The following is a 24,777-nucleotide window of genomic DNA, read 5'->3' on the forward strand; positions in this document are numbered from 1 at the left end:
TTTTAGTTTTTATGGTTATAGTTTTTGCTAAACCACATTGTCTAAATCTAAACTCTTAAGCGGGATTACCTTTGAAAAGTATCACCAATTATTTTACCTTCTGTGGTTTAAGCCATGCTGTTCATGGGGTTCGAAACACCATTGTAAACTTCGGCCTGGGCTGCAAAAACTCACGCAAGGTAAGCATCCAGGACGTTTCTTCATTATTTTAATCCGGAGCGCCGGATTGGTATGCTGTTCACTGAAACAAGTGTTACCTTTGTTACCTTTTAACGAGTAATCAGTCCTAAGCTGTGGTAAAAAATGTTTGTAAATCTGCTAATATCGAAGTTTGCTGATCGAATTGACACATTAAAATAAAGGTATATGTTTTTTCTTTTCGAAAAAGGTCGTACTTTTGCACACTAACTAAAAAAGTTACAATTAATAAACTAATTCGATGAATTTTGTTGAAGAACTAAGATGGAGAGGTATGATACAAGAGATCATGCCGGGTACGGAAGAACAACTGCAAAAGGAACTGACTTCGGGCTATGTGGGTATTGACCCTACTGCCGATTCGTTGCATATCGGACACCTTGTGAGTGTGATGATATTGAAGCACTTCCAGCGTGCAGGACACCGTCCCATCGCTCTTGTAGGCGGAGCAACAGGTATGATCGGAGACCCCTCTATGAAGTCTGCCGAACGTAATCTGCTGGACGAAGCTACTCTTCGCCACAATCAGGAATCGATTAAGAAACAGTTAGCTAAGTTTCTCGATTTCGAGTCTGACAAGCCGAATGCGGCATTGTTGGTAAACAACTATGACTGGATGAAAGACTTCTCATTTTTGAATTTTATCCGCGACATAGGAAAACACATTACTGTAAACTATATGATGGCCAAGGATTCTGTAAAGAAACGTCTGAGCGGGGAAGCTTCGGAAGGCATGTCGTTTACAGAGTTTTCATATCAACTGATGCAGGCATACGATTATCTCCACTTATATGAAACATTAGGCTGTCGCATTCAGATGGGAGGTTCCGACCAATGGGGAAACATCACCACCGGAACAGAACTTATACGCCGCAAGGCTTCAGGCGAGGCTTTTGCCCTTGTTTGCCCGTTGATAACAAAAGCAGACGGAACTAAGTTCGGCAAAACCGAATCGGGTAACGTATGGCTGGAAAGAAAATACACTTCTCCTTACAAATTCTACCAGTTCTGGCTGAATGTAAGTGATGATGATGCAGAAAAATATATCAAAATATTCACGGCTCTCAGCAAAGAGGAGATAGAAGCATTGGTTATGGAACAAAGATCAGCACCACATCTTCGTCCGTTACAGAAACGTCTGGCAAAGGAAGTTACTGTTATGGTTCACTCCGATGAAGATTATGATCAGGCTGTTGAAGCGTCTAATATTCTGTTTGGCAACGCGACTGCTGATGCTCTGAAAAAGCTGGACGAAGAAACATTCCTACAGGTATTTGAGGGTGTACCCACATTCGACATATCCAAAGATGAGTTGGCTGCCGGAATCAAAGCTGTAGATTTACTGACCGAAAGTGCAACTGTATTTCCATCGAAAGGAGAAATGCGTAAGACAGTACAGGCAGGGGGAGTAATGGTAAATAAAGTGAAAGTAGAGAACTTCGATGATATGATAGATTCATCATTTCTTATCGCCGGAAAATATATTATTGCACAAAAAGGAAAGAAAAACTACTTCCTATTGGTAGCTAAATAAAATTATTATTACTTTTGTACTCGCAAAAGTAATATTGTCTCATGGTGTAATGGTAGCACTGCAGATTCTGGTTCTGCCTGTCTAGGTTCGAGTCCTGGTGAGACAACGATCAATTCGACTAATCAGCTGATTATCAATAATGATTTTCAGCTTTTTTTATTTTAGGTCATGAATATAGGCATAAAAAAAGTATATCCATTTTATTGACGTTTGATTTAAAACAATAAACTGCATTTCATGCAGGGGTATATCCTATCGATGCCACTGCACAAATAACTGCATGGACAATCATCATTCCTATAGTCGTGGGTAAAATTCCCCATCATTTTATGTGCAAAGGGAGGATAAAGGTATTAAGAGACAAACATTGTCTATTTCATTGTTTAATTAGTCATTTCATATTTAGCATTACTCGCAACTATTATTCTCTATTTTTTAAGCATAAAAGAAAAGCCTCCCCGTTAGAAAAGAGAAAAGAAAGTGAACCGCCTTTCTTAGAATATAGGTGGTTCAACTATTGGAAGCTATTCTTCACTATTTTATTCTCATCACTTTCTCACGCGTCACATTACCTTCTTCGTCAGTTTTTCCAGAATATAGATACCTGCATTAAGGGTTGTATTCTGAATGTCGAAATTGATCGCTTTATTCTCTTTGTAAACAAGCGACCCTGTAGGGAAAGGGTAGATGCGGATGGCGGCAATCAAGGCTGTTATGACTCAAAACGAGCTTTTGCATCGAATGACATCCATAATCAGATCAAATAAGAACTTGACTTGAATAGTGATCGAAAGCATATCCTGGCATTTGTTCCGTCGATAGATGAAGCGATCCAATTTGCGCAAGAATATCCGAATTCGGCAGCCATCTACTCAGGCATGCACGATTCGGAACGTGAACGGGTGATCTCCGAATTCAGGAAAGGAAATATCCGTGTCATATTCAATGTGCGTGTTCTCTCTACAGGGTTTGACTACACTAAGATAGATTGTATTATTCTAGGTATCTCAACAGCTTCTATCGCTCTGTATTATCAGATATTAGGACGTGGTACTCGTATCGATGATGAGAAAGAGAACTGCTAAATCACAGACCTTGCCGGCAACGTAGATCGCTTCGGAAAAGTTGAAGATATAACATTCGAGAAAGAGAGAATATGGAAAATGTACGGTACTGACGGAAGGCTTCTCTCCGACATTCCTATACACGAGATCAGAACAGTTAAGAAAGGTGACGCTGAAAAAGAAGTACCGAAAAGTAATTCAAATGTCGGTAAACCTCTTGAAACAATGCCTTTCGGAAAGCATAAGGGGCAAAGCTTTAAGGATATCCCTAAAGAGTATAGAGTATGGATGCTCAAATCATTCGATTGGCATGCTGCGAATATGAATTTGAAACAGGCTATTGAGGGGAGCTTGTAAGAGAAAGAGGCTTTTGTTGAACGTTATTATATTTTAAATATAAAATGGTACGCATCGATATTAAGCCTCTGTCTGTTAACGAAGCATGGAAAGGTAAACGATTCAAAACAGAAAAATATAAGCAGTACGAAAATACCTTGCTCTGGCTATTGCCTAAAATAAAAATACCCGAACCACCCTATGAGATTCACTTCAAATTCGGTTTTAGCAACTCCCTTTCGGATTGGGATAATCCGGTAAAACCAACTCAAGATATCTTAAGCAAGAAATATGGTTTCAACGACAAACTTATAAGAAAGGCTATCGTTGAAACCGAAATTGTAAAGAAAGGAAAAGAGTATATTGAGTTTGAAATAAGAAGAATTGGGTAGGTATATTATAGATAAACAATCCTGCCGATGATGATACCGGCAGGATTTTAATTATTGCTGCGCAGGACACAGTTTATAAACCTACTTGAACAAGAGGGATTATTCATCATCTTTCTTATTCAAGCCTGAGCCTTTATTTTAGTCTGACAGAGGCAACGAGCCTATACCGAACAGGGAGTATTTATAACATCTTCATCAAGTTTACCAGCAATAATCCCTTTAATTAAGTCATTAATAGTGAGTGTTTTTTTTATAATTTTCTTTTTCAATTTTAGAAACTCTAATATAGGTGTTATAAAATCAAATCCTTCAGCTTTAAAATAATCTGCGGCCATAAAATTTGAAACATCTACATTAAAAGACTTTCCATATTCAATTAAAAACTCCCAAGCTTCATCCCCTGTTATTCCCAGATCTTCCTCAATTCGGCTATTCTCGTCTATGGTTTCGTTGGAGCCATATTTTTTAGTGATAAAATATGATATTTTTGTTAATAGTATTTTTTTTTCATTCATAAGATAAATTTTCAAATCGATTTACCATGCTAATCCCCAAGGACCGGAGGGGATTGAAATTAATACTAGGCGAAGCAGATAATCCTCTGTACAAGTAAAAGATATAATTATTTTACTTTTCTATATTCTACATCTTTCCATATTATACCTCCTTTTATTATACGGGCATAATCACCTTTTATATAGTATTTATCAAAAAAGGAATTATCTATTGCCGTTAATTTAATGATAACATGGTTCATTCCTTCAGTAATTTGATGTTCAGTAGAAGAATAAAATAGAATACCATAATATAAACCTTCTGGATTATGAGGGGTTAAATATTTGCCTGGAGAAATAGAAAACAGAATGGTTTTCGTATCTAATGGTAACATAATACTATTTCTATTACAATCATAATCCAAATTATAATTTTTAAAAGTATTTGTTAAAATAGATATTTCCAAATTCGTTTTGTTATATGGGATTAAAAATGATACATTTAGACTATCTATTAGTGATGAAATATTTTGCTGTGTTATTTTCAGTTCTTTGTTAACTGTAATATAAGGTGATACTGAATTTAATTCAATAAACTCAGAATCAATCCTTTTTACATTACATTCAGCTAATAACTTTCCAGGAACTCCTGGACTATCTGGAGTTGTTAGCTTTAACACCTCTCCCTTAATTTCCAATTGATTACCAAGCTCATCATTAAAGATTCCTGATATATTATTCTGCCCATAAATAGGCATAATAGAAATAAACGAAAATATAATAAATAGTGTTCTCATTTTAGCGATTAATTAATTTCTGTTGCTTCTTTAAAAAGTTAGAATACTCTTTAGCGAAAGGATATACTAACTTTCCATTATCACGTATATCCCCCACGGAATGAACATCAATACCTTGTAAACCATTATTAGTTTTTCCTGGATAAGATTTATCATAAGAATACTGCATTTGGTATGCTTCAACTTCCATACCACTCATTCGTGCATACCTACTACTAGCCGGAGACTTTATACCTGCATTTAATAGTTCTCCATTTGGTGAAAATTGTAATCCCCCTGTATCGAGAGATTGTCTTACATGGGTAACTTCATGAATAGATAGACCATCGGAGGAGGTCTCAATGTATACTTTATTGTCACTGCCTAATCTGACTTTATGTTGTCCACCTGATATTGAACTTAGAGCATAAGTATTATTCTGATCATTACCTAACAGATCTATATCATTTTTCGCTTGATCTAAATTCTTGAAACGATCTAAGCCTTCTTGAATATTTCCAGCTAATTTGGTTATACTTTTTTTATCTAATCCGCCCTTAAAGATTTTAGCTAAATCCTCTCCCACTCGTTTACTTATGCTATTTTGAACTTTACTAATATTATCTTTTAATTTTTGAGCCTCTTTAGGATCATCCCATATCATCCCTGTCGGATCTGTCCTTCTCAATGGATTATTACCACAATATACATACGGACTCCAACTATAATACTTCTCCGCCAACGGATCTACACTAATAAACCTTCCTAACGCACTCTCATAATACCTTGCACTATAATCATACAGGTTCAACCCATGCATCATATCCAGCTCTTTATTATTGTACTTGTACGGCTGCTTTCCCTGCTCGGCCAGAGGCGTATCGGCAAAGGACATACCGAAAGGATAGTAGTGGTTCCTTTGTATAACAGTACCACCGGCATTGGCTACAACCCTGTTGTTTCCCAAATGGTCGGTCAGGTAGTAGTAATATACTCCACCCTCAATGTATCCTCCGTCAACCAGTATCCGGGTTTTATTCGTTATTGTAGAACCGCTCTTTACCGTTTCATAGATGATATTACCAACATAATCCGTATTCTTATAGTCAGCCAATCCATCGTTGGTCGGATTGGTCGCATTAGACGGCGTTACCGTATAATTAGGATCGTATCGCTGCTCTGTCCTCAGCTTCACGCCTGAAGCCGAATAGGTGTAATAGTTCTTGGCCTTTACCGAAGAACTATTGATTATCATTTGCCTTGGTAAATTTAACGAATTATATTGAATTTCGGTTATCCCCTTATTCAAATCTTTATTCATCGCTCCATTGGCATTGTAGGTGTATTCGTTGGCTACATTACTGCCATTCTTAAAGTCCATCGATTCGGCAATGCTGATGGCTGCTGCCGCCTCATCTACTCTTGTCATCTGATTGCCGGCATAAGTCATTGTCAGGTTATCAATCAATCCGTATTTCGCGGCATCGATATTACCGTAACGTTGCAGGGTTTTCATATTCCCATGCTTATCATAGCTGTAGGCTGTCTGATAGATCGGTTTGGTTGGGGTGCTTGCATTATAAGTCTGTACGGTACCGTTGATCAGGTAAGTGGCTTTTGTCAGCCGCGACAGGTTGTCATAAACAAAGGCGTAACCGCGTGGATTGGTCTCGGTATTATGTTTCCAGCTCATTGCCGAGATATTACCATTGTACTGCTTGGCGCTGCCTCCGTAGGATTCATTATAATACAGCGTTTCGGTAAACAGCGGACTGGTGATTGATTTCGTCCACGACCTGATATTATAGGCATAAGTTGAATTCAGGTTCGCCTGTCCTCCTTTCTTATTTGTCTTTAGTCTTCCCAGTTCGTCATATGTATTTTCCGCGAGTGTTACCTGTGGTTTTACCGTTGTGCCGTCCGTTAACTGGTGAGTGGTGGTCAGCAACCTGCCTGCATGGTCGTAGGTGTAAGTATAGACTTCGGTCTGGGTGGTCTTGCCTGTGGCCGAGTGTATATACATCCTCTTGGTTGGTTGCCCGGTGAAGTTGTAAGCGATATGCTCTTCGTCAATACCGCCCAGATGGTTCGTCGAATTAATCTGAATGATGCGTCCGCGATTATCATAATACATTTTGGAAGCTATTTCCCCCAGGCTACCATCTGCCTTAAAGGTCTTGATACGGGTGCCGATAAGCAACCCTTTGGGGGTTCCTTCTCCCAGAGAAGGATGGATATACCGGTCTGAAAAACCGTCCTTCTTTACAAATTTCAACTTTTCCCTTAATGTTGCATTAAAATAATCATAATAGTTATCATAGTAATTCAGGGAGAGTGTCCCGGTATATGAAATCTCCGGAAGTGAGTTCCAGGTATATTCAAAGTTGCCGCCGGGCTTTTCTGTTACTACAATATTTTGACATTTGGCGATCAGCGCCTCGTGCGATTCTGTAGTTTTGTGTATTCCGGAGATTATTACCCTGCCAAATGCATCGTATTTATTAAACGTCCATTCATTAGGCAATTTTTTACGCTGTTCCCCATCCTGCGAGAAGATCAGACGGTCGGCCTTGTCATAGACATAGCGGACCCAATCGCAGCCGGGGAGCTTCTTTGATGTACAGCGGTTGCGGTTGTCATACATATAAAGATAGGCCAGGTTGCTCCGCATATAGCTGTTGTTGTTCAACTGGGCACTATTGGCTTTGACTGTGTCGGATGCCAGAGGTGGCAGGACGGCTTTCAGATTACCGTAATCGTCATAAATATAATAGGTGTCGTATTGTTTGGCGGATTCTATCTGTCGGGTAAGGATTACCTGTCCCAGTTTATCTTTAAACTCATAGCTGATATTCTGGTCTTCATCTGTTATTTTTGTAACATATAGCTGGCCTACACCATAATTGCCAGTCTGGGTCAGTGTGAGGGAAGCATCCGTGTCGGCTCGAAATAAAGCACATGACAATTCTCCGCCGGCTGTATTGGTCTGGTATTCTGTCTTGACTGCTCTTTTACCGGCATACCACTCTTTCCCCGGGCTGTATTGTTCAAGTACACGGTTCAGGGGAGAAGCTTCATAGACAGGCCTGCTGTAGGCGGAATCATTAGTGTAGGTAGTCATAGCTTTTGCTTTGTAAGTAGCAAAAGGCATATAGGATCCGTTATTACCTGATGCTACAGCCGGAAGCCAACTGTTTGATTCACGTCCGAAAGCATCGTATTCCTGGTAGGTGACAAGGTCGGCAGCATTGGGGGTAATGCCTCGCTGTACGGTTTGCATGGGACGTCCCAGGCCGTCGAAATATTGTATCTCGTCGAGATATGTAGTTCCGGCATCATTGGTATAAGTACGTGTCTGGAGGTAGTTCTGAGTAGAACTTTGAGAGTGTATGCCGCCTGATAAAAGCAGAACTATTATTATAGTAAGATAACATTTTATTTTCATAATCTTTTCTTATTTGTTTACATAGTTGTAATCATAATTCTGAATCGTTTTTTCAACTTCCACTCCGCTTGCATTTTTCTCCTTGATATATATGCGTTTTAGCCTGTTGAAAGTATCGTACTCATAATAGGTAGTAATGCCTGACGGATCTGTAGATTCCAGCATCCCTACTAAAGGTTCGTATATATAGGTAGTAACAAGAGAACTCATTAAATTCGAATGACCTCTCAGACTGTTTAATTTTGTTTTATCTATTTTTGTTAATGCAGATAAGGAATCTATTCCTGCTATTCCAAATACAGATGCAACAGCTGTGTTAACAGTCTCATAGCTGAAAGCGTTTTCAATTTTAGCAACAGGATATTGTCCTCCATATGACCAAAGATATACAACTTGAGCTCCTTCATTCTGAACTATATGTGTAGGATTTCCAAAAGAATCATACTCATCGTAAACTAAATTCTGATAAGGATAAATATTTTTGTTAATATTCGGGCAATTAAATGTTATAGGGTCTGCCTGATCTCCTTTATATTCTGATAAATATATTCTAAAGGGGAGAATTTTTTTATCTGTTTTGAAATAGTTATATTCAGTAAACCTACCTCCCAAGTACTTATTATCTATGAATACTTTCTCTTCTATAACATTAGAAATCATATTTTTATTTGACATATTTGAATATATATCACAATTAAAATCATTCGTATACATATATTTATGGAGTAAATTTCTTCCTGTAGACTCTATTATCCTTTTTTCTTTTAACTGGTACTTATCGCTATAGTTATATTCTTCTTTTGTTGTCAGGCCATCAATTGTTATGGTTTTATCTTTTAAGTAAACAAAATATGAATTTATTGGATATTTAACCATTTGAAGCCGATCATATCTCATAAACCAGTATTCTTGTATTGAGTCGTTTACTGTCATATCACAAGGGGTATGTATTAGATTTTCAGTCATCTGTTTCACGGTCTATCCGGAATTTTTATAAATTAAAGGTAAAGTGTTTATTCTATCATAAAAATCGAGACCAAAATGATAATGTTCTATTTTCTTTAAATAATTATAAGACTCTTTACGCAACAATTCTTCCTTGGAGTTATAATATTGTATCTCGGATTCTTTTCCGTTAAGAGGACTATCTAATCTTATAGAATATTCAGTGTATTCAGGTTCTTGGTTATTGAACCTATGAAGAATCTGCCCTATGGACGTATCTTTATTTATTTCTTTGACAAATGTATATCCAACATTAGGCATCGAACCATAAGGATTGGACAATAGATTATCTCCGGATATTTCAATTTTATCAGATTGGATACTAAATGATTCTGTCGCAGGAGGGCTATAATTTGGGTAGCATTTCCCAAGAAAATCATATGTGTCTCGATAATGTTTTATAAACTGAAGTTTGTTGTGTAAAATTCCACTACTTTTTCCTGTTAATGGGTCAGCATAAGTATAATGAGTATATTTTAACCTTTCGGTTTTACTCGGGGAGTTATAAAAGTTAATCTCTTTTATCCTTAAGCCTGCTCCAGGAGATTCTACTTTATCTTTCATCGGATAAGCATATTCTGCTCCAAGTTGGATCTTAGCCTCTCCTCCATGCTGTTCTCCAAATCGATCTGGCAAATCAACAATAATGTATCCTCCTTTATTTAAGGTTATTCTCTTTTCAAATTTCAGTTCGTCTTTTTTTATTGCACCATAATTTGTTTCTTGTATATGTTGTGAATAACATAGATTTTTTAGCTCCTCAGATAAATCAATTTTAGAAGGACCCTGATTAATATAAGCTTTGAATTCGGCCATGTCAGCCCATGTCAGCTTAGATCTATTGGGATATCCTCTGGTTAATAATAAACTGATAGTCATAGTTACTTCTTTATCCAGAGTGAAAAATTTATTTTTATTGGATGGGTATAGATCATCTGGAGCAAAAAAAGAATTATCATCATATATCGACATCTTAGTTGAAGGAAAACCGTTCTTCACTTCTTCTAAAGTTGGTATTTTGTAGTCTATAAACGTATTTGGTTCATAAATGAACTCTGTATATCCACCTGTCGGATATTGAATACCTTCCAGAATTCCAGATTTACTACTTTCAAAATCAGTTGCTCTTAATGCATAATTAAAGGTTCCACTATAAATAGCCGGTTTCTGTATTTTTTTATAGCGATTATGATTATCAAGGCCATATTCATGCCACATAAGGTTTTCCATATCTGGTATTAATGTGGCATTTTGATTCTGATTATTACTATATCCCCAATAATCTTTCGCATATGAATCTTTCCTGGGTAATTTATTGTTATTATAAAAAAAACGATAAGTCTGCACAGGTTGGGAATTTTTATCTAGAAAAGAAAAGGATAATAGCCGTAATCTCTTAAGAAAAATATCTGATGTATGATGATTAGGTATTTGATTCGAAAAATCTTTGGCCCAATAATAGCTATCCGTGCCTCCTGCATCAGCCTGAAGATAATCATAGTTGAATTTATATTCAAAAACCGGAGTTGCAGGAGCATTTTTTGATAGTATTTTTATTTTATCGAGCTTTTTCCCATTGAGTTGATCTAACCTCTGACTCGTCTCAAAAGTTACCAAGTTATTGGTTGTTTCTATTTTTGTTAAATAAAACTCTTCGTTAGATGATATGCTTAATGTCTTCGATAACTCAGACTTACTCGGATTCATTTCTTCATTAATGTGTTTTGTGGTTTCTGGTTCAGTTGTCTGAATAACATGACTTGCATTATAGCGATTACATACAATCGAATCATAGTAATAATTTACTTTCTGTCCATTTGGATATATACTTTTGGTCAAGGTATATGTCTCGGATGTTACACCCCGGTATACGACAGGGTCATGCAACAAAGTTGAACTGAAAAAATCAAAATAATGAATGATTCCATTAGGAGTAGTGATTTTAAATTGATATAATCTATTACTCGCATCTGTATAAATCTCAATCTTGGTATTATCATTTCGATCAAGTATATATGCATTATTATCTCTATAATCTATAATAAATTTACCTGCACCTCCCGGATAAGAATAATAGAATATATCAGGTTTATATCTACCTTCATCAATGACTTTTCTAAATTGAGGTTCACGAAGATACCAGCTAAATGCTTTTCTGGTATCTAAAGACCAAGGCCCTTCTACTATGTAGTCCACTTTATAAAGATCATCATTAAAAACATTCATTACATTGGTATAATATTTTTCTAAATCGGGACTTTTTTCTTTGTCAAATAATCCAATAGAATTACGTGTTATAACTCCTCCTACATTTAAATTCCAACCTAAACCTATCCAGCTGGCTTCTTCGTCAACCTTAATACCCGAAGAGTTGTATCTGATATTAATAGGAATTTCGATCATTCCCTCATGTAATGTATATATTGGAATATTAATGTCCGGAGTTCCGCTATATATGCTTACTGGATTATCAATAAATTTATTGAAAGATGCTTCGTTGGGGGTTTCTATCTTCAACAAGTCGATAGATCTATTAACAATGGCTGTTTCTGCATCTTGACTATAGTTTTCTAAAACAAACAGCATTAATATAAAGGACAGAATTATTTTTCTCATGGTTTGCTATTTTACTTTTTAATCACGACTTCATTAACACTCACTCCATTTACCATAATCCTCAATACATAATTCCTCGAATACAACCCCGAACAATCAATTGTTTCATAATAACTACCTACAGACTTTTTTTGTGTCTTTATCTTCTTTACCGGCATACCATCGATCGAGTATAGCTCGAAAGACACATTAGCGTCCGTCTTTAACTCATACTCCAGGTTCAGAATGGAGATTACCGGATTCGGATATATCCTGCAACTCATAATATCTTCCAGGGAAACTGTTTTCGAATCTGCTTGCAGTTCCTCCTGTTTCTTATCCATATCCCATACCTCTTCCTGCAAAGCAAGATTTTCAGGATCAGTATCCAGATAAAGATGATCTTGTGGCGGATAGAAAAATGCAGTAGAAAAGATTTCCGTACTGTCATTCAGGTTAATATTCCTCACTGTCTCAAATACCGGATAGCGATAGCCTTTGCTGTACCAGCGGCAGGCCTCGAGCTGTTTGCCCTGATCGCCCGCCTCTATGCCAGATGAACCTTTTACAGGGCTATCAAGGATGGTCTGTATTGTCTTTACCCGGAGTACCGGACTTAAGGTATCTCCGGATGGCAGTATCATCTTACCATAAGCATCGGCCGCGGTAACCATTGTCCCATGGGTATGGATAGCCACTGTGCCAGAATACAAACCTTTAGAGGTATAATCCGAGCTAATCGACTGACTGTAATTCAGCGGATATTGCATCAGTACCATCGGGTTGGTATATTTCAGTTCGACAACGGGGTTTTCATGCCCGGTCTGTAACAGGGAATCATGTATCATCCGGTAATAATACATTGTATTATGTTCTGTACCCACAATCAGCTCATTGTCCGAAATATCCTTTTTAGGATAGCGGGTATCTCCCAGTATATAGACACTATCCCCTTCCAGAGGTGGTAACGAATATGTCAGGGTATAGGCGTCATTCAGAGTCTTGAGATTACTGAAATCCCACAGCTGATCTTTGCCAGCATTGCCGGGATCTCTATATTCTACCTGTTGTTTTATTAACACATCGCCGGGACGAAGATGGTTGTGAGAACTGTTCAATTGACTAAAACCGGGTAATGCCATCCACAGGGACAGCAAAAAGAGAATTTGGGCAAGATTCATAGTTAAGATATTAATTATTAGTCTTTAAATTACGATTTCAGGTACTTTATATAAAGAGAAATGTTTCTCTTTTTATCATATAGATAAATGTCTCCTTCATATTTCACAAACAAAATATAAAAATAACATAACATAATTTAATTAATATTTAATATTTGATAACAGGTTTTAAAACATAAAAATTGTGTAAAGAAATGATCCGATCCGGTTATGCATGCAATTACAAATACTCAAAAGGTAAATATTACATCAAGCTTCAGGAGAAAGCCAAAGCTGATAAAAGAGGTCTTTGGAAAGATAATAATGCTGTCGATCCGTGGCAGTGGAGAAAGGAGAAAAGAATTTTAGATTTAAAAATATACTCAAAACTCAGGTTGAAAGAATTTCTAAATATATTAATGATTATCAATCACTCTTAGCTTCGTGTTAATGCACCATCATTTTACATAAAAAAAAGAGAAGTGAAAACTTCTCTTTTTTATTTCTATAAAGCTGCTCCATCTACCTAGATAACCGTTCTAAAATTATCCATAATTATAATACCATGAAAAACTTAAAACTTATATTTTAATCCGAACAGATGTCCGTTATTTTGATTTCCTAAACTCTTTTGACATTGATACATTCCTGCTGTTTCACTGATAGTTATAGCTCCTTCGTCTTCATTTATCACAAAGCTGCTGCTTGAATATGACTCACCATCGAGGGTAACTTTGAATATTTCAAAACCAGAAGGCTTACCTCCAATATATGAAGGGGTACTAATTACTCCAGTCATGGATGGACCTATATCCGTCATGCCTGTGTAGTAAAGGGCGAAATCTGTTTCATCGGTAGTTTCCGTATCATCACATGCCGCAAAAAAGATAAGTGATAATACTATCGACAAGATGAGTAATAGTTTGGATTTAGAAATAATTATGTTCATAGTATACATATTTAAATTAACATGTTATAGTTCGCATTTATATCATTTTTTCATTAATTGTGACTTTGGTTAACATCCGTCTTGTATAATTAGGAGTGAAAACTAATATAGGGAAGAAAAATTACGGCCGTTATGATAAAGCTCGAAAGCATTATTGTCGGACTGAATGTGGCTCCATCTATATGAAGAATCATCATTGAACAAACAAAAAGAAAATTACAAATAGAGTAGATATAATACCGCATATTTTCTTAGCTTAGACTTTAAGTATTGTATTATCAAAGATACATCCCTAATCTGCAGGTGTGAGTTAAAATCATCCAGACTTATATTGATTTTACTTATTTGATATCATTTTTATTGAATGTAATATCACTTTTATCCAAAACCCCACTTGGAGTGATGAAAAGACATCGTATTAAGTGGTTGAAAAGGGTATAGTTCCTTTTTACTAATAGAGAAAGAACTAAAGTGCATTCAGGACAATTTATAAAATCCGTAAAGTTTTTTTAGTACAAGTCAAACCATAGCACCATTTAACCATTCAATCACTCAACCGTACAACCCGTGCATGCAAAAAAAGCTGTATTTTAAGAAAAAATACAGCTTTTTTGTTTTGTGAGTTATGATCCGGTCTGTTATTTATCAGTTTTTTTATCCATTAGTCTCATAACCCATTTCTCAGCCTCCACTATAATGAAGATAATAAACCCAAAAACGAATGGATATATCCAGAAATGTAATGGTAGTTTAACCGTTCCGAAAACTTGATTCATAAACGGGATATATGTTATCACTAGTTGTAACAAGATAAGCAATCCCGAAACAACAAATACGGCCTTGTTGCCGAAAAAGTCTCCAGAGAAGGCAGATTTGCGGATGCTGCGGCTATTATACAAGTGAAACATCTGGGTGATTACAATAGTCTGTATTGTTACGGTTCTGACAATATCTTCACTTACACCATTACTCAACAAGTATAGGTTCAATAACAAAGTTCCTCCTCCTATAAGAACAGAAACGAACAAAATACGCCATATAAAGTATCCGTCTAATAATGGTGTTTGTGGAGAACGCGGCGGTTGCTTCATTGTATCCGGTTCTAGTTTCTCGAACGCGAGAGCCAGAGAGATAGTTACTGATGTTACCATATTAACCCAAAGTATTTGTATAGGAGTAAGCGGCATAAGCGTTCCGAACAATATACTGGCTATGATCAGAAAACTTTCAGCCCCATTAGTAGGCAATATGAACAAGATAGTTTTCTTAAGATTATCATACACTCTTCTTCCTTCTTCTACCGCAGCAGCAATAGTAGAGAAGTTGTCATCTGCCAATACCATCTCCGCTGCATCTTTAGTTACCTCAGTACCTTTTATGCCCATTGCTATACCTACATCCGCTTTTTTTAGCGCCGGGGCATCATTTACTCCGTCCCCTGTCATAGCACATATTATATTACGGGCCTGTAAAGCTTTCACCAAACGGAGTTTGTGTTCGGGGCTGGTACGTGCGAAAATGTTATACTCGACTGCTGCCGATTCTAATTCTTCATCTGTCATCTGTTCAATGGCTTTCCCTTCCAAAGCCTTGATTCCATCGCCAATTCCCATTTCCAGTCCTATCGATTTTGCTGTCTCGATATGATCTCCGGTTATCATTTTTACGGTTATACCCGCTTCAGAACACTGTTTTATTGCTTCAATAGCCTCTTCTCTTGGAGGATCAATGATCCCTGCCAGACCGAGAAACGTAACGTCCTCGTGTAAATCTTCATGCGAGAGGTTTTTTTTGTCTTTGGTTACTATTTTATATGCCCCCCCGATTACACGTTGGCCTTTGCCGGCCAATCCGGTAATTGCATTCTCCCAGTTCTGTCGATCGAATGGTTTCTCTCCGCTCAGTGATAGTTCTTTGCCTGCCATATCCAGCAGACGGTCGGGCGCACCTTTTATATATATAATATTTTTATCTTCTGCTTCAACCAGGGTAGCCATGTACTTATATTCCGAATCGAATGGAATGGTTGCAATTCTATCTGTTTCGTGATGATCTACAGAAGCCTTCTCATATAAAGTTATGAGTGCACCTTCAGTGGGATCACCTTTTATGTACCAGTTATCCTCTTCATCTTTTCCAAGAGAGGCTTCGTTACATATGTAAAAACAGCCTATGAGGCTATCCAGCACCGATTCGGCATTGAAGTCAACAATCTCATTATCTTTAACAACATCTCCAACGGGAGAATATCCTGTACCTGTTATACTAAACTGATCGTCACTTGTAACAAGAGTCTTGACTGTCATTTCATTTTTAGTCAGAGTCCCGGTCTTATCAGAACAGATGACTGCTACCGAACCCAGCGTCTCTACCGATGGTAAAGTGCGGACTATAGCCTTTCGTTTTGCCATATTCTGTACGCCGATAGCCAATATTATTGATAGAATGGCAGGAAGCCCTTCGGGAATAGCAGCAATAGCAAGTCCGATTACGGACATTAATAACTCGCCTGTATCGTAGTGACGATAAAAATATCCGAAAATGAAAACCAATACAGCGATGGCAATTATTACGAAAGATACGGTTTTGCCAAACTTAGCTGTCTGTCGCAGCAAGGGTGTAGTAATAAGTTTTACTTCCGACATCATACGGTTTATCTTTCCGATTTCCGTATTTTGTCCCGTAGCAACAACTATGCCCATTCCTGTTCCTGCACTAACTGTGGTTGTAGAAAAGGCCATATTGTCCCTGTCTCCTAAAGGGGTATCCACGGCTATTGCTCCTACATTCTTTTGCGATGGGATGGATTCTCCGGTTAAAGCGGATTCTTCTATTCTCAGATTATCTGATTTTATCAGCCTGAGGTCGGCCGGAATCTTATCTCCGGGATGAAGGATAACCAAATCTCCCACAGCCAGATGCGAGGCCCCTATTTCCAGCCTTTTTCCGTCCCTTACGATTTGGGCTGTATGAGACAACATCTTCTTTATATCTTCCAATGCCTTTTCAGCCTTATTTTCCTGAAAGTATCCGATGCACGCGTTCACTACGGCTACAATTACAATTACGACAGTATCAGCCCAATGTCCCAGGAATGCCGTAACTATAGCAGCTATAAGCAGGATATAAATAAGAATATCGTTGAAGTGCTTGAAAAAACGTAACAATCGGCTTTCTTTTTTCTTTTCCGGAAGGATATTTTCTCCGAATTGAGCAAGCCGTTCATTAGCATCTTTTTCAGGTAAGCCTTTTGTCGCATTAGTTGTTAGTAACTCTATAACTTCACCGACTTCGAGAGAATGCCAGTTGTTATTACATAATGTTTTTTCTTTTCCCATATTATTTTTGATTTTATTTATCAGGATTGATAATCTATCATTTCATCCTAAAAAATGGACGTTAGCTTTGTGCAATTCTTTATTTTAACAATTGAACAAGTGAAAAAGTTTCATTTTTTTAGCAATAGAATCCCAGAATGCTTTCTGATAAATAAATACGGGATTATGGGATTTCTTTGTGAAATATCAAATTATAAAGTATAACCTCGGATTCGAAGATGCTTTTTGAAGGTTAAAGTTCTTAGTCTATAATAAGAAAAAGCCACCTATCCAGTGACTTTTTCAATGCTTCATTTTTATGAATTTCGTTGTCTCACCAGGACTCGAACCTAGACAGGCAGTACCAAAAACTGCAGTGCTACCATTACACCATGAGACAAACATTTGCTTTTCTTAAAGCGATACAAAAGTATATGTTTTTTTGTAAAAAACAAAAAAAATATCTCATTTTTCAACTTTCACATGTTAATCGACCGATTCAAAAGGAGTTGTGACCTGATATTTATATTTTTTGAACAATAAGTTTCACCTATTTCGGGTACATCAGAGTACATTTGTAATATCCGGCAAAATAAAAAACACATAAAACTTAAGGAGTAGTAAATGCCTGCATATATGAGAAAACATGAGAAATATCGCAAGTATAAAAAATTTGAAATTCAAAAATAAAATTATATTGTATAATACCTAAAAATAAACACTTTATTTAAATGAAGAAGATTCTTATTTTAGCTTTGGTCTTATCGAGCACCAGTTTATTCGCTCAATGGAAGCCCGTAGGGGATAAACTCAAAACCAGGTGGGCGGAAACCCTTAATCCAAACAATGTATTACCTGAATATCCGCGTCCGATTATGGAACGTTCGGACTGGACAAACCTGAACGGACTCTGGGAATACGCTATTTTGCCTGTAGGAAAACAAGAACCTCAGAAATTTGACGGACAAATATTGGTCCCTTTTGCAGTGGAGTCAAGTTTGTCCGGAGTACAAAAAGAACTGGGTAAAGAAAAAGAACTATGGTATAAACGAACTTTTACGGTTCCTTCAAATTGGAAGGGCAAGAAAATTCTATTGCATTTTGGAGCCGTAGACTGGAAAACCGAGGTGTTTATAAATGACATTAAGATTGGTTCCCATACCGGAGGATATACTCCGTTCAGTTTCGATATCACACCCTATCTGACTTCCGGAAATCAAAAGCTGGTAGTCAAAGTCTGGGACCCTACAGATGATGGCGACCAGGCCAGGGGAAAACAAATCAAGAATCCGCATGGAATCTGGTATACTCCTGTATCGGGCATCTGGCAGACTGTATGGATGGAACCTGTGGCAGAAAAGCATATTGCAGCCATCAAAACAATTCCCAATATAGACAAAAACCAGTTATCTATTGATATCTGTACAGAAGGTACTACTCCCGGAGATATAATAGAAGTGACAGTAAAAGACGGAGTGAAAACTGTAGCAACAAGCAAATTTGCCGCAGGACAATCTTCCGACATAAACATTCCGGACCTAAAACTCTGGTCTCCTGAAACTCCATTCCTATACGACCTGGAAGTTACCCTATACAATAATGGCAAGGCAGCCGATAAAGTGAAAAGCTATGCTGCCATGCGCAAAATCTCCTCGAAAAGAGATGCCAACGGCATCTACCGTTTTCAGTTGAATAACAAGGATTATTTCCAGTTCGGCCCGTTAGATCAGGGTTGGTGGCCTGACGGGCTATATACTGCCCCTACCGATGAAGCGCTGGCGTATGATATTCAGAAAACAAAGGATTTCGGGTTCAATATGATCCGCAAACATGTAAAGGTTGAGCCTGCTCGCTGGTACACACATTGCGACCGTCTTGGAATCCTCGTTTGGCAGGATATGCCCAATGGCGGGCCATCGCCTCAGTGGCAAATGCATAATCATTTCAACGGTGTGGAAGTGCAACGTTCTATCGAATCTGAAAATGTATACCGCAAAGAATGGAGAGAAATTATGGATTATCTGATTTCATATCCTTCAATTGTAGTATGGGTTCCGTTCAATGAAGCATGGGGACAATTCAAAACACCTGAAATTGTAGCGTGGACCAAGAATCACGACCCTTCCCGCCTGGTAAATCCGGCCAGTGGCGGCAATCATTACCATGTAGGGGATATGATAGACTTGCACAACTATCCGGGACCGGATATGTTCCTTTTCGATGCCAAAAGAGCGAATGTACTGGGAGAATATGGCGGCATTGGCTTACCTCTCGAAAATCACCTTTGGCAGACCGACAAAAACTGGGGATATGTTCAATTTAAAAATGCAAAAGAAGTTACAGATGAATATATCAAATACGCAGAAATATTAAAAGGTTTTATCAAAAGAGGATTCACAGCTGCAGTTTATACCCAGACAACTGACGTAGAAGGCGAAATAAACGGATTGATGACATATGACCGCAAAGTTATCAAACTGGAAGAACCCCGACTAAGACAAATTAACCTGGAAATATGTAATTCTTTGAAATAAATATATTAAATGAAAAATTTACTTTATCTCTTATGCCTCACCGGGCTATTCAGTTGCGGCGGCACAAAAGAACCGGCACAGATTATTAAGAACGATTTACGGGCGCCCGCTTACCCATTGGTAACAATTGACCCTTACACCTCAGCGTGGTCGGCAACCGATAATTTGTATGATGAACCGGTGAAACACTGGACAGGCAAGGAATTTCCTCTATTAGGGGTGATACGTGTCGATGGAGAACCATATCGTTTTATGGGCGTAGAACAAACTCCTATAAAAGCTGTAGCGGGCATGTCTGTAACAACAGCCTGGGCAGGCAAATATACATTCAATACTCCGGCTAAAGGCTGGGAAAAAGCCGAATTTAACGATAATGCATGGAAAGAAGGACAAGCCGCATTCGGAACGCCGGAGGAAACCAATGTAAACACACTATGGGAAACCAAAGACATATGGGTACGCCGGAATATAAATCTGGATAAAGACCTGTCGGATAAAAAGGTATTCCTTATATATTCACATGACGACATCTTCGAGCTGTACATCAACGGCATACAGGTGGTAAAGACAGGATATGAATGGAAAAAAGATGTACAGATCACGCTCAGTGATGAAGTAAAAAGTACACTGAAAGCAGGCAAAAATGTCATTGCAGCACATTGTCACAACAAAATGGGAGGAGCTCTCGTGGATTTTGGCATCTATGTGGAAGATGATATCGAAACATTCCTGAGTACAACAGCAGTACAGAAATCCGCTGATGTACAGGCAACCCAGACCCATTATACTTTCGAGTGTGGAAATGTGGAACTGAAACTCTCTTTCCTTGCACCACTACTCATGGACGACCTGAATCTCGTGTCACGTCCGGTGAACTATATTTCGTATGACATCAACTCATTGGATGGCAAGGAACATGATGTTCAGATCTATTTCGAAGCCGCGCCAAACTGGGCATTGAATATTCCATCCCAGGAAAGTAAAGCCGAAGGATTTGAAAAAGACGGGCTGCTGTTCCTTAAAACAGGAAGCACCAACCAGAAAATCCTGGGAAAAAGAGGTGACGATATCCGTATCGACTGGGGTTATTTCTATCTGAGTGGAGAGAAAAACAACTCTACATATAATGTAGGTGACCCTTATCAGATGAGAAACGATTTTGTAAAGAACGGAAAACTTGCAGGGGATGTAAGTTCTAAAGACAATGCCAGCCTGGCTATATCGCAAACTCTGGGTAGCGGTAAATCCGCCTCGGGAAAAGTGCTTATCGGATATGATGATATCTATTCCATCCAGTATTTTGAAGAGAATCTTCGCCCATACTGGAATAAGAAAGGCGACAAATCAATAGAACAGACTTTTGTTGAAGCCAATAAAGAGTTTATCAGTCTAAGCAACAAATGTAGCGACTTCGACTTCAAACTGATGAATGAAGCAGCTCAGGCCGGGGGAAAAGAATATGCCGAATTGTGTGCGCTGGCTTATCGTCAGGCCATATCCGCACACAAGCTTGTAGAAGCGCCGAACGGAGACCTGTTATTCTTATCCAAAGAAAACAATAGTAACGGATCTATCGGGACAGTAGACGTAACCTATCCTTCCGCTCCATTATTCTTGTACTACAATCCGGAACTGGCGAAAGGCTTGCTCAATCATATCTTCTACTACAGCGAGAGTGGCAAATGGGTAAAACCGTTTCCTGCGCACGATGTCGGTACATATCCTTGGGCTAACGGACAAACATACGGTGGCGACATGCCTGTGGAAGAAGGCGGAAACATGCTGGCTCTGACCGCCGCTATAGCCGCTGTGGAAGGAAATGCAAAATACGCGGAAAAACATTGGGATGTACTGACCACATGGACAGATTACCTTGTAGAAAAAGGACTCGATCCGGAAAATCAGCTTTGTACCGACGACTTTGCAGGTCACTTCGCCCACAATGTAAACCTTTCGGTGAAAGCAATTATGGGTATCGCATCTTACGGATATCTGGCAGATATGCTCGAAAAAAAAGACATCGCTGAAAAATATACAGCCAAAGCTAAGGAGATGGCGCAGGAATGGATGAAGATGGCTGATGATGGCGACCACTACCGCCTGACATTCGACCAGCCAGGAACATGGAGCCAGAAATACAATTTGATATGGAACAAGATTCTTAAATTGAATATATTCCCTGAATCTGTGGCTCAGAAAGAGCTCCCTTATTATCTGACCAAACAGAATGAGTACGGATTACCACTCGATAGCAGGAAGAACTATACGAAAGCCGACTGGATTATCTGGACAGCGACACTGGCTGATGATAATGCCACATTCCTGAAATTCATTACTCCGGTGCATAAGTTCATGAATGAAACGACTGACCGTGTACCTATGAGCGATTGGTACAATACGGACAGTAAAACGCATGTCGGATTCAAGGCCCGTTCGGTAGTAGGCGGATATTATATCAAGATGCTGAACGACAGAATGATGAAATGATTTTCTATAGTAATTAAATAAATACTTTTACATTGTACTGGGCTGTGATAGTCCGGTACAATTATTTTTCTTACTCAGAATATCACCGGTTATACGTTCAGAAAACAGAATAAATTTTAAATAATACATATGAAAAAAGGTCTTTTAAACAGCTTAATCGCAGTCACACTCTTTTTATGCAGCAATAGTATTTCTGCATCGGGAGGCGACATTGATGTTACAATCGTGAACCGACCGTCAGTAAAGGCCCTCAACAATCACTATACAAGTAACAAGGCTCCTTTATTGCCCAATAATTTTATAAAATTGCCAGTAGGTAAAGTGCAGCCTAAAGGCTGGACAAAACGGATGCTCGAGCTTCAGCGGGACGGACTGGCCGGACAACTGGGCGAAATCAGCGCATGGCTCAACAAAAAGAACAATGCGTGGCTTAATGCCGGAGGAGAGTACGGGTGGGAAGAAGTTCCCTACTGGCTGAAAGGGTATGGCAATATGGCCTACATACTTAATGATCCGAAAATGCTTGCCGAAACAAAAATATGGATAGAAGCAGCCATAAAAAGCCAGCAGGCTGACGGATACTTCGGCCCCGTCAATGAAAGAGACGGAAAAAGAGAACTCTGGGCTAACATGATCATGTTATGGTGTCTGCAATCCTATTACGAATATTCGAACGACAAGCGCGTTATTGATCTGATAACCAATTATTTCAAATGGCAACTGACCGTTCCTGATGAAAAATTTCTGAAAGACTATTGGGAGAATTCCAGAGGTGGGGATAATATTTACAGTGTATATTGGCTATACAATATCACCGGAGACTCTTTCCTACTGGAACTGGTTCATAAAATACACCGTAATACAGCCAACTGGATGCTGGATTCGACTCTTCCTAACTGGCATAACGTGAATATAGCCCAAGGCTTCCGGGAACCTGCTACCTACTATATGCTCACCAAAGACCCTGCGCATCTTCACGCCACCTATAACGTACATGATCTCATACGCCGCACATTCGGACAAGTATCGGGGGGAATGTTCGGCGCAGATGAAAATGCACGTATGGGGTATATAGATCCTCGCCAGGGTACAGAAACATGCGGTTTTGTAGAGCAAATGGCTTCGGATGAAATGATGTTGTGGTACACGGGAGACCCGTTGTGGGCAGAGCATTGCGAAAATATCGCGTTCAATTCCTATCCAGCTTCAATGATGCCCGACCTGAAATCGTTGCGGTATATCACTTGTCCGAACCATGTACAAAGCGATTCCGAAAATCACAAGCCGGGTATCGACAACGGAGGGCCTTTTCTGGCAATGAATCCGTTCAGCAGCCGTTGCTGCCAGCACAACCATGCGCAGGGCTGGCCTTATTTTATAGAGAACCTGATTCTTGCAACTCCTGACAATGGCGTTGCAGCAGCCATCTATGCGGCCTGCGAGGCAAAAGTGAAAGTGGGTGACGGCACTGAAGTCACTATCGGTGAAGATACGCAATATCCGTTTGACGGAGCAATCCGGTTTAGGGTAAACACACCGAAAAAGGTGAGATTTCCATTCTATCTCCGTATCCCGTCATGGACAAAAAATGCGCAACTGGAAATAAACGGGAAGAAAATCCCTGCGGATCTGGTGGCAGGCAAATATGCATGTATCAACCGTGAATGGGACAACGGAGATATAGTAAAAGTGACCTATCCGATGGAGTTCTCGCTGAAAACATGGCAAGTGAACAAAAATAGCGTAAGCGTTGATTACGGGCCATTGACTCTATCGCTCAATATCGATGAAGAATACAAGAAGGTAGATAGTAAAGAAAGCGCCATCTGGGACTCGAAATGGCAGGAAAGTGCCGATCCGTCCAAATGGCCGTCATACGAGATATATCCTAAGACAGCGTGGAATTACGCCTTGGTTTTAGATCCGGAGAAACCATTCAGCAATCTTGTTGTTGAAAAAAGGACATGGCCTGCGGATAATTATCCGTTTACCCAGCAGAACTCTCCTCTTGTAATAAAGGCAAAAGGGAGACAAATACCATCATGGAAATTAGATCAATATAAATTATGTGGTGTATTACCCGACGAAGACTGTGAAAAATCATCCCAAATAGATGACATCATACTTGTGCCTATGGGCACTGCCCGGTTAAGGATAACTTCTTTTCCGGCATCATACGAGTAACTTTGTATTTATTTGAGTTTTATTCGGAACGGGACTATTTCAAATAAGAGATAGTCCCGTTTTTATTTGATCTTATTAAAAAATATTTATCTATGTTATTAGCCGATAGCCTTTAGCTATTAGCTGACCGTTCTTTGAAATATTGATGGCCCCTCCAACCTCCCCGAGGGGAGGCTACAGAGAGGGTAAAAGCTAATTATTAATTATTCATTCTTAATTATTAATTATTAATTGCTCTTTGTGTTACCTTTGTTACCTTTTAACTATCATAGTTAACGGATGCAAAAATAACAAGATGAGAACAAAG

The 24,777-nt window shown here is 38.7% G+C and carries 17 protein-coding genes; 8 read left to right on the forward strand and 9 right to left on the reverse strand.

All coding sequences use genetic code 11. From position 1 onward, the window contains the following. Window positions 1–439 precede the first annotated feature (439 nt). Complete coding sequence (tyrS, locus tag IR083_RS04725) at window positions 440–1,732, forward strand: tyrosine--tRNA ligase (protein WP_194223450.1); 1,293 nt, start codon at window positions 440–442, stop codon at window positions 1,730–1,732. Window positions 1,733–2,295: 563 nt separating this feature from the next. Here tyrS and IR083_RS04730 read toward each other — a convergent pair. After that, entirely contained in the window at window positions 2,296–2,439 is a 144-nt protein-coding gene (locus IR083_RS04730) for a hypothetical protein (RefSeq protein ID WP_194223451.1), read from the reverse strand. Between the two features lie 69 nt (window positions 2,440–2,508). Between IR083_RS04730 and IR083_RS04735 the strand changes: the two genes are divergently transcribed. The 3 genes from IR083_RS04735 to IR083_RS04745 all read left to right on the forward strand — a co-directional run bounded on the left by IR083_RS04735 (window position 2,509) and on the right by IR083_RS04745 (window position 3,524). Continuing rightward, window positions 2,509–2,817 (forward strand): DEAD/DEAH box helicase, encoded by a 309-nt coding sequence (locus IR083_RS04735; protein WP_194223452.1) that lies wholly within the window; start codon window positions 2,509–2,511, stop codon window positions 2,815–2,817. 78 nt (window positions 2,818–2,895) lie between these two features. Then, window positions 2,896–3,153: a putative quorum-sensing-regulated virulence factor gene (locus tag IR083_RS04740; RefSeq protein ID WP_194223453.1), complete on the forward strand. Its 258-nt coding sequence runs from the start codon at window positions 2,896–2,898 to the stop codon at window positions 3,151–3,153. 44 nt (window positions 3,154–3,197) lie between these two features. Continuing rightward, on the forward strand, window positions 3,198–3,524 hold the full coding sequence (locus tag IR083_RS04745) for a hypothetical protein (RefSeq protein ID WP_194223454.1): 327 nt from the start codon (window positions 3,198–3,200) through the stop codon (window positions 3,522–3,524). 161 nt (window positions 3,525–3,685) lie between these two features. On the opposite strand, the gene IR083_RS04750 is transcribed toward IR083_RS04745, so the two are convergent. The 6 genes from IR083_RS04750 to IR083_RS04775 form a co-directional block, all read right to left on the reverse strand. Next, window positions 3,686–4,039, reverse strand: a complete 354-nt coding sequence (locus IR083_RS04750) for a DUF1493 family protein (RefSeq protein WP_006801382.1) — start codon at window positions 4,037–4,039, stop codon at window positions 3,686–3,688. Between the two features lie 107 nt (window positions 4,040–4,146). After that, the gene (locus IR083_RS04755) at window positions 4,147–4,815 is read right to left on the reverse strand and encodes a hypothetical protein (RefSeq protein ID WP_006801383.1); all 669 of its coding nucleotides are present in this window, start codon (window positions 4,813–4,815) and stop codon (window positions 4,147–4,149) included. A gap of 1 nt (window position 4,816) precedes the next feature. Next, window positions 4,817–8,239, reverse strand: coding sequence for a DUF6443 domain-containing protein (locus IR083_RS04760; RefSeq protein WP_006801384.1), 3,423 nt, complete (start codon window positions 8,237–8,239; stop codon window positions 4,817–4,819). A 9-nt stretch (window positions 8,240–8,248) separates the two neighbouring features. Then, window positions 8,249–9,205: a hypothetical protein gene (locus tag IR083_RS04765; protein ID WP_206759848.1), complete on the reverse strand. Its 957-nt coding sequence runs from the start codon at window positions 9,203–9,205 to the stop codon at window positions 8,249–8,251. Window positions 9,206–9,217: 12 nt separating this feature from the next. Beyond that, on the reverse strand, window positions 9,218–11,860 hold the full coding sequence (locus IR083_RS04770) for a hypothetical protein (protein WP_194223456.1): 2,643 nt from the start codon (window positions 11,858–11,860) through the stop codon (window positions 9,218–9,220). Window positions 11,861–11,871: 11 nt separating this feature from the next. Next, a complete protein-coding gene (locus tag IR083_RS04775) occupies window positions 11,872–13,020 on the reverse strand; it encodes a T9SS type A sorting domain-containing protein (protein WP_199343188.1) in 1,149 nt (382 codons plus the stop codon). 194 nt (window positions 13,021–13,214) lie between these two features. Here IR083_RS04775 and IR083_RS04780 point away from each other — a divergent pair, with 194 nt between their 5' ends. Further along, window positions 13,215–13,439, forward strand: coding sequence for a thermonuclease family protein (locus IR083_RS04780; RefSeq protein ID WP_194223457.1), 225 nt, complete (start codon window positions 13,215–13,217; stop codon window positions 13,437–13,439). Window positions 13,440–13,573: 134 nt separating this feature from the next. On the opposite strand, the gene IR083_RS04785 is transcribed toward IR083_RS04780, so the two are convergent. Next, on the reverse strand, window positions 13,574–13,948 hold the full coding sequence (locus IR083_RS04785) for a surface glycan-binding family protein (protein WP_194223458.1): 375 nt from the start codon (window positions 13,946–13,948) through the stop codon (window positions 13,574–13,576). Window positions 13,949–14,586: 638 nt separating this feature from the next. Next, complete coding sequence (locus IR083_RS04790; RefSeq protein ID WP_194223459.1) at window positions 14,587–17,286, reverse strand: cation-transporting P-type ATPase; 2,700 nt, start codon at window positions 17,284–17,286, stop codon at window positions 14,587–14,589. A 710-nt stretch (window positions 17,287–17,996) separates the two neighbouring features. Between IR083_RS04790 and IR083_RS04795 the strand changes: the two genes are divergently transcribed. From IR083_RS04795 to IR083_RS04805, 3 genes are all read left to right on the forward strand, one after another. Then, window positions 17,997–19,799: a glycoside hydrolase family 2 protein gene (locus IR083_RS04795; protein ID WP_006801391.1), complete on the forward strand. Its 1,803-nt coding sequence runs from the start codon at window positions 17,997–17,999 to the stop codon at window positions 19,797–19,799. 9 nt (window positions 19,800–19,808) lie between these two features. Then, on the forward strand, window positions 19,809–22,286 hold the full coding sequence (locus IR083_RS04800; protein ID WP_194223460.1) for a glutaminase family protein: 2,478 nt from the start codon (window positions 19,809–19,811) through the stop codon (window positions 22,284–22,286). Window positions 22,287–22,415: 129 nt separating this feature from the next. Beyond that, window positions 22,416–24,470, forward strand: a complete 2,055-nt coding sequence (locus IR083_RS04805) for a beta-L-arabinofuranosidase domain-containing protein (protein WP_194223461.1) — start codon at window positions 22,416–22,418, stop codon at window positions 24,468–24,470. Window positions 24,471–24,777: the final 307 nt, after the last annotated feature.

The sequence above is a fragment of the Dysgonomonas sp. GY75 genome (genome assembly GCF_015234155.1).
GTDB classification, from domain to species: Bacteria; Bacteroidota; Bacteroidia; order Bacteroidales; family Dysgonomonadaceae; genus Dysgonomonas; species Dysgonomonas gadei.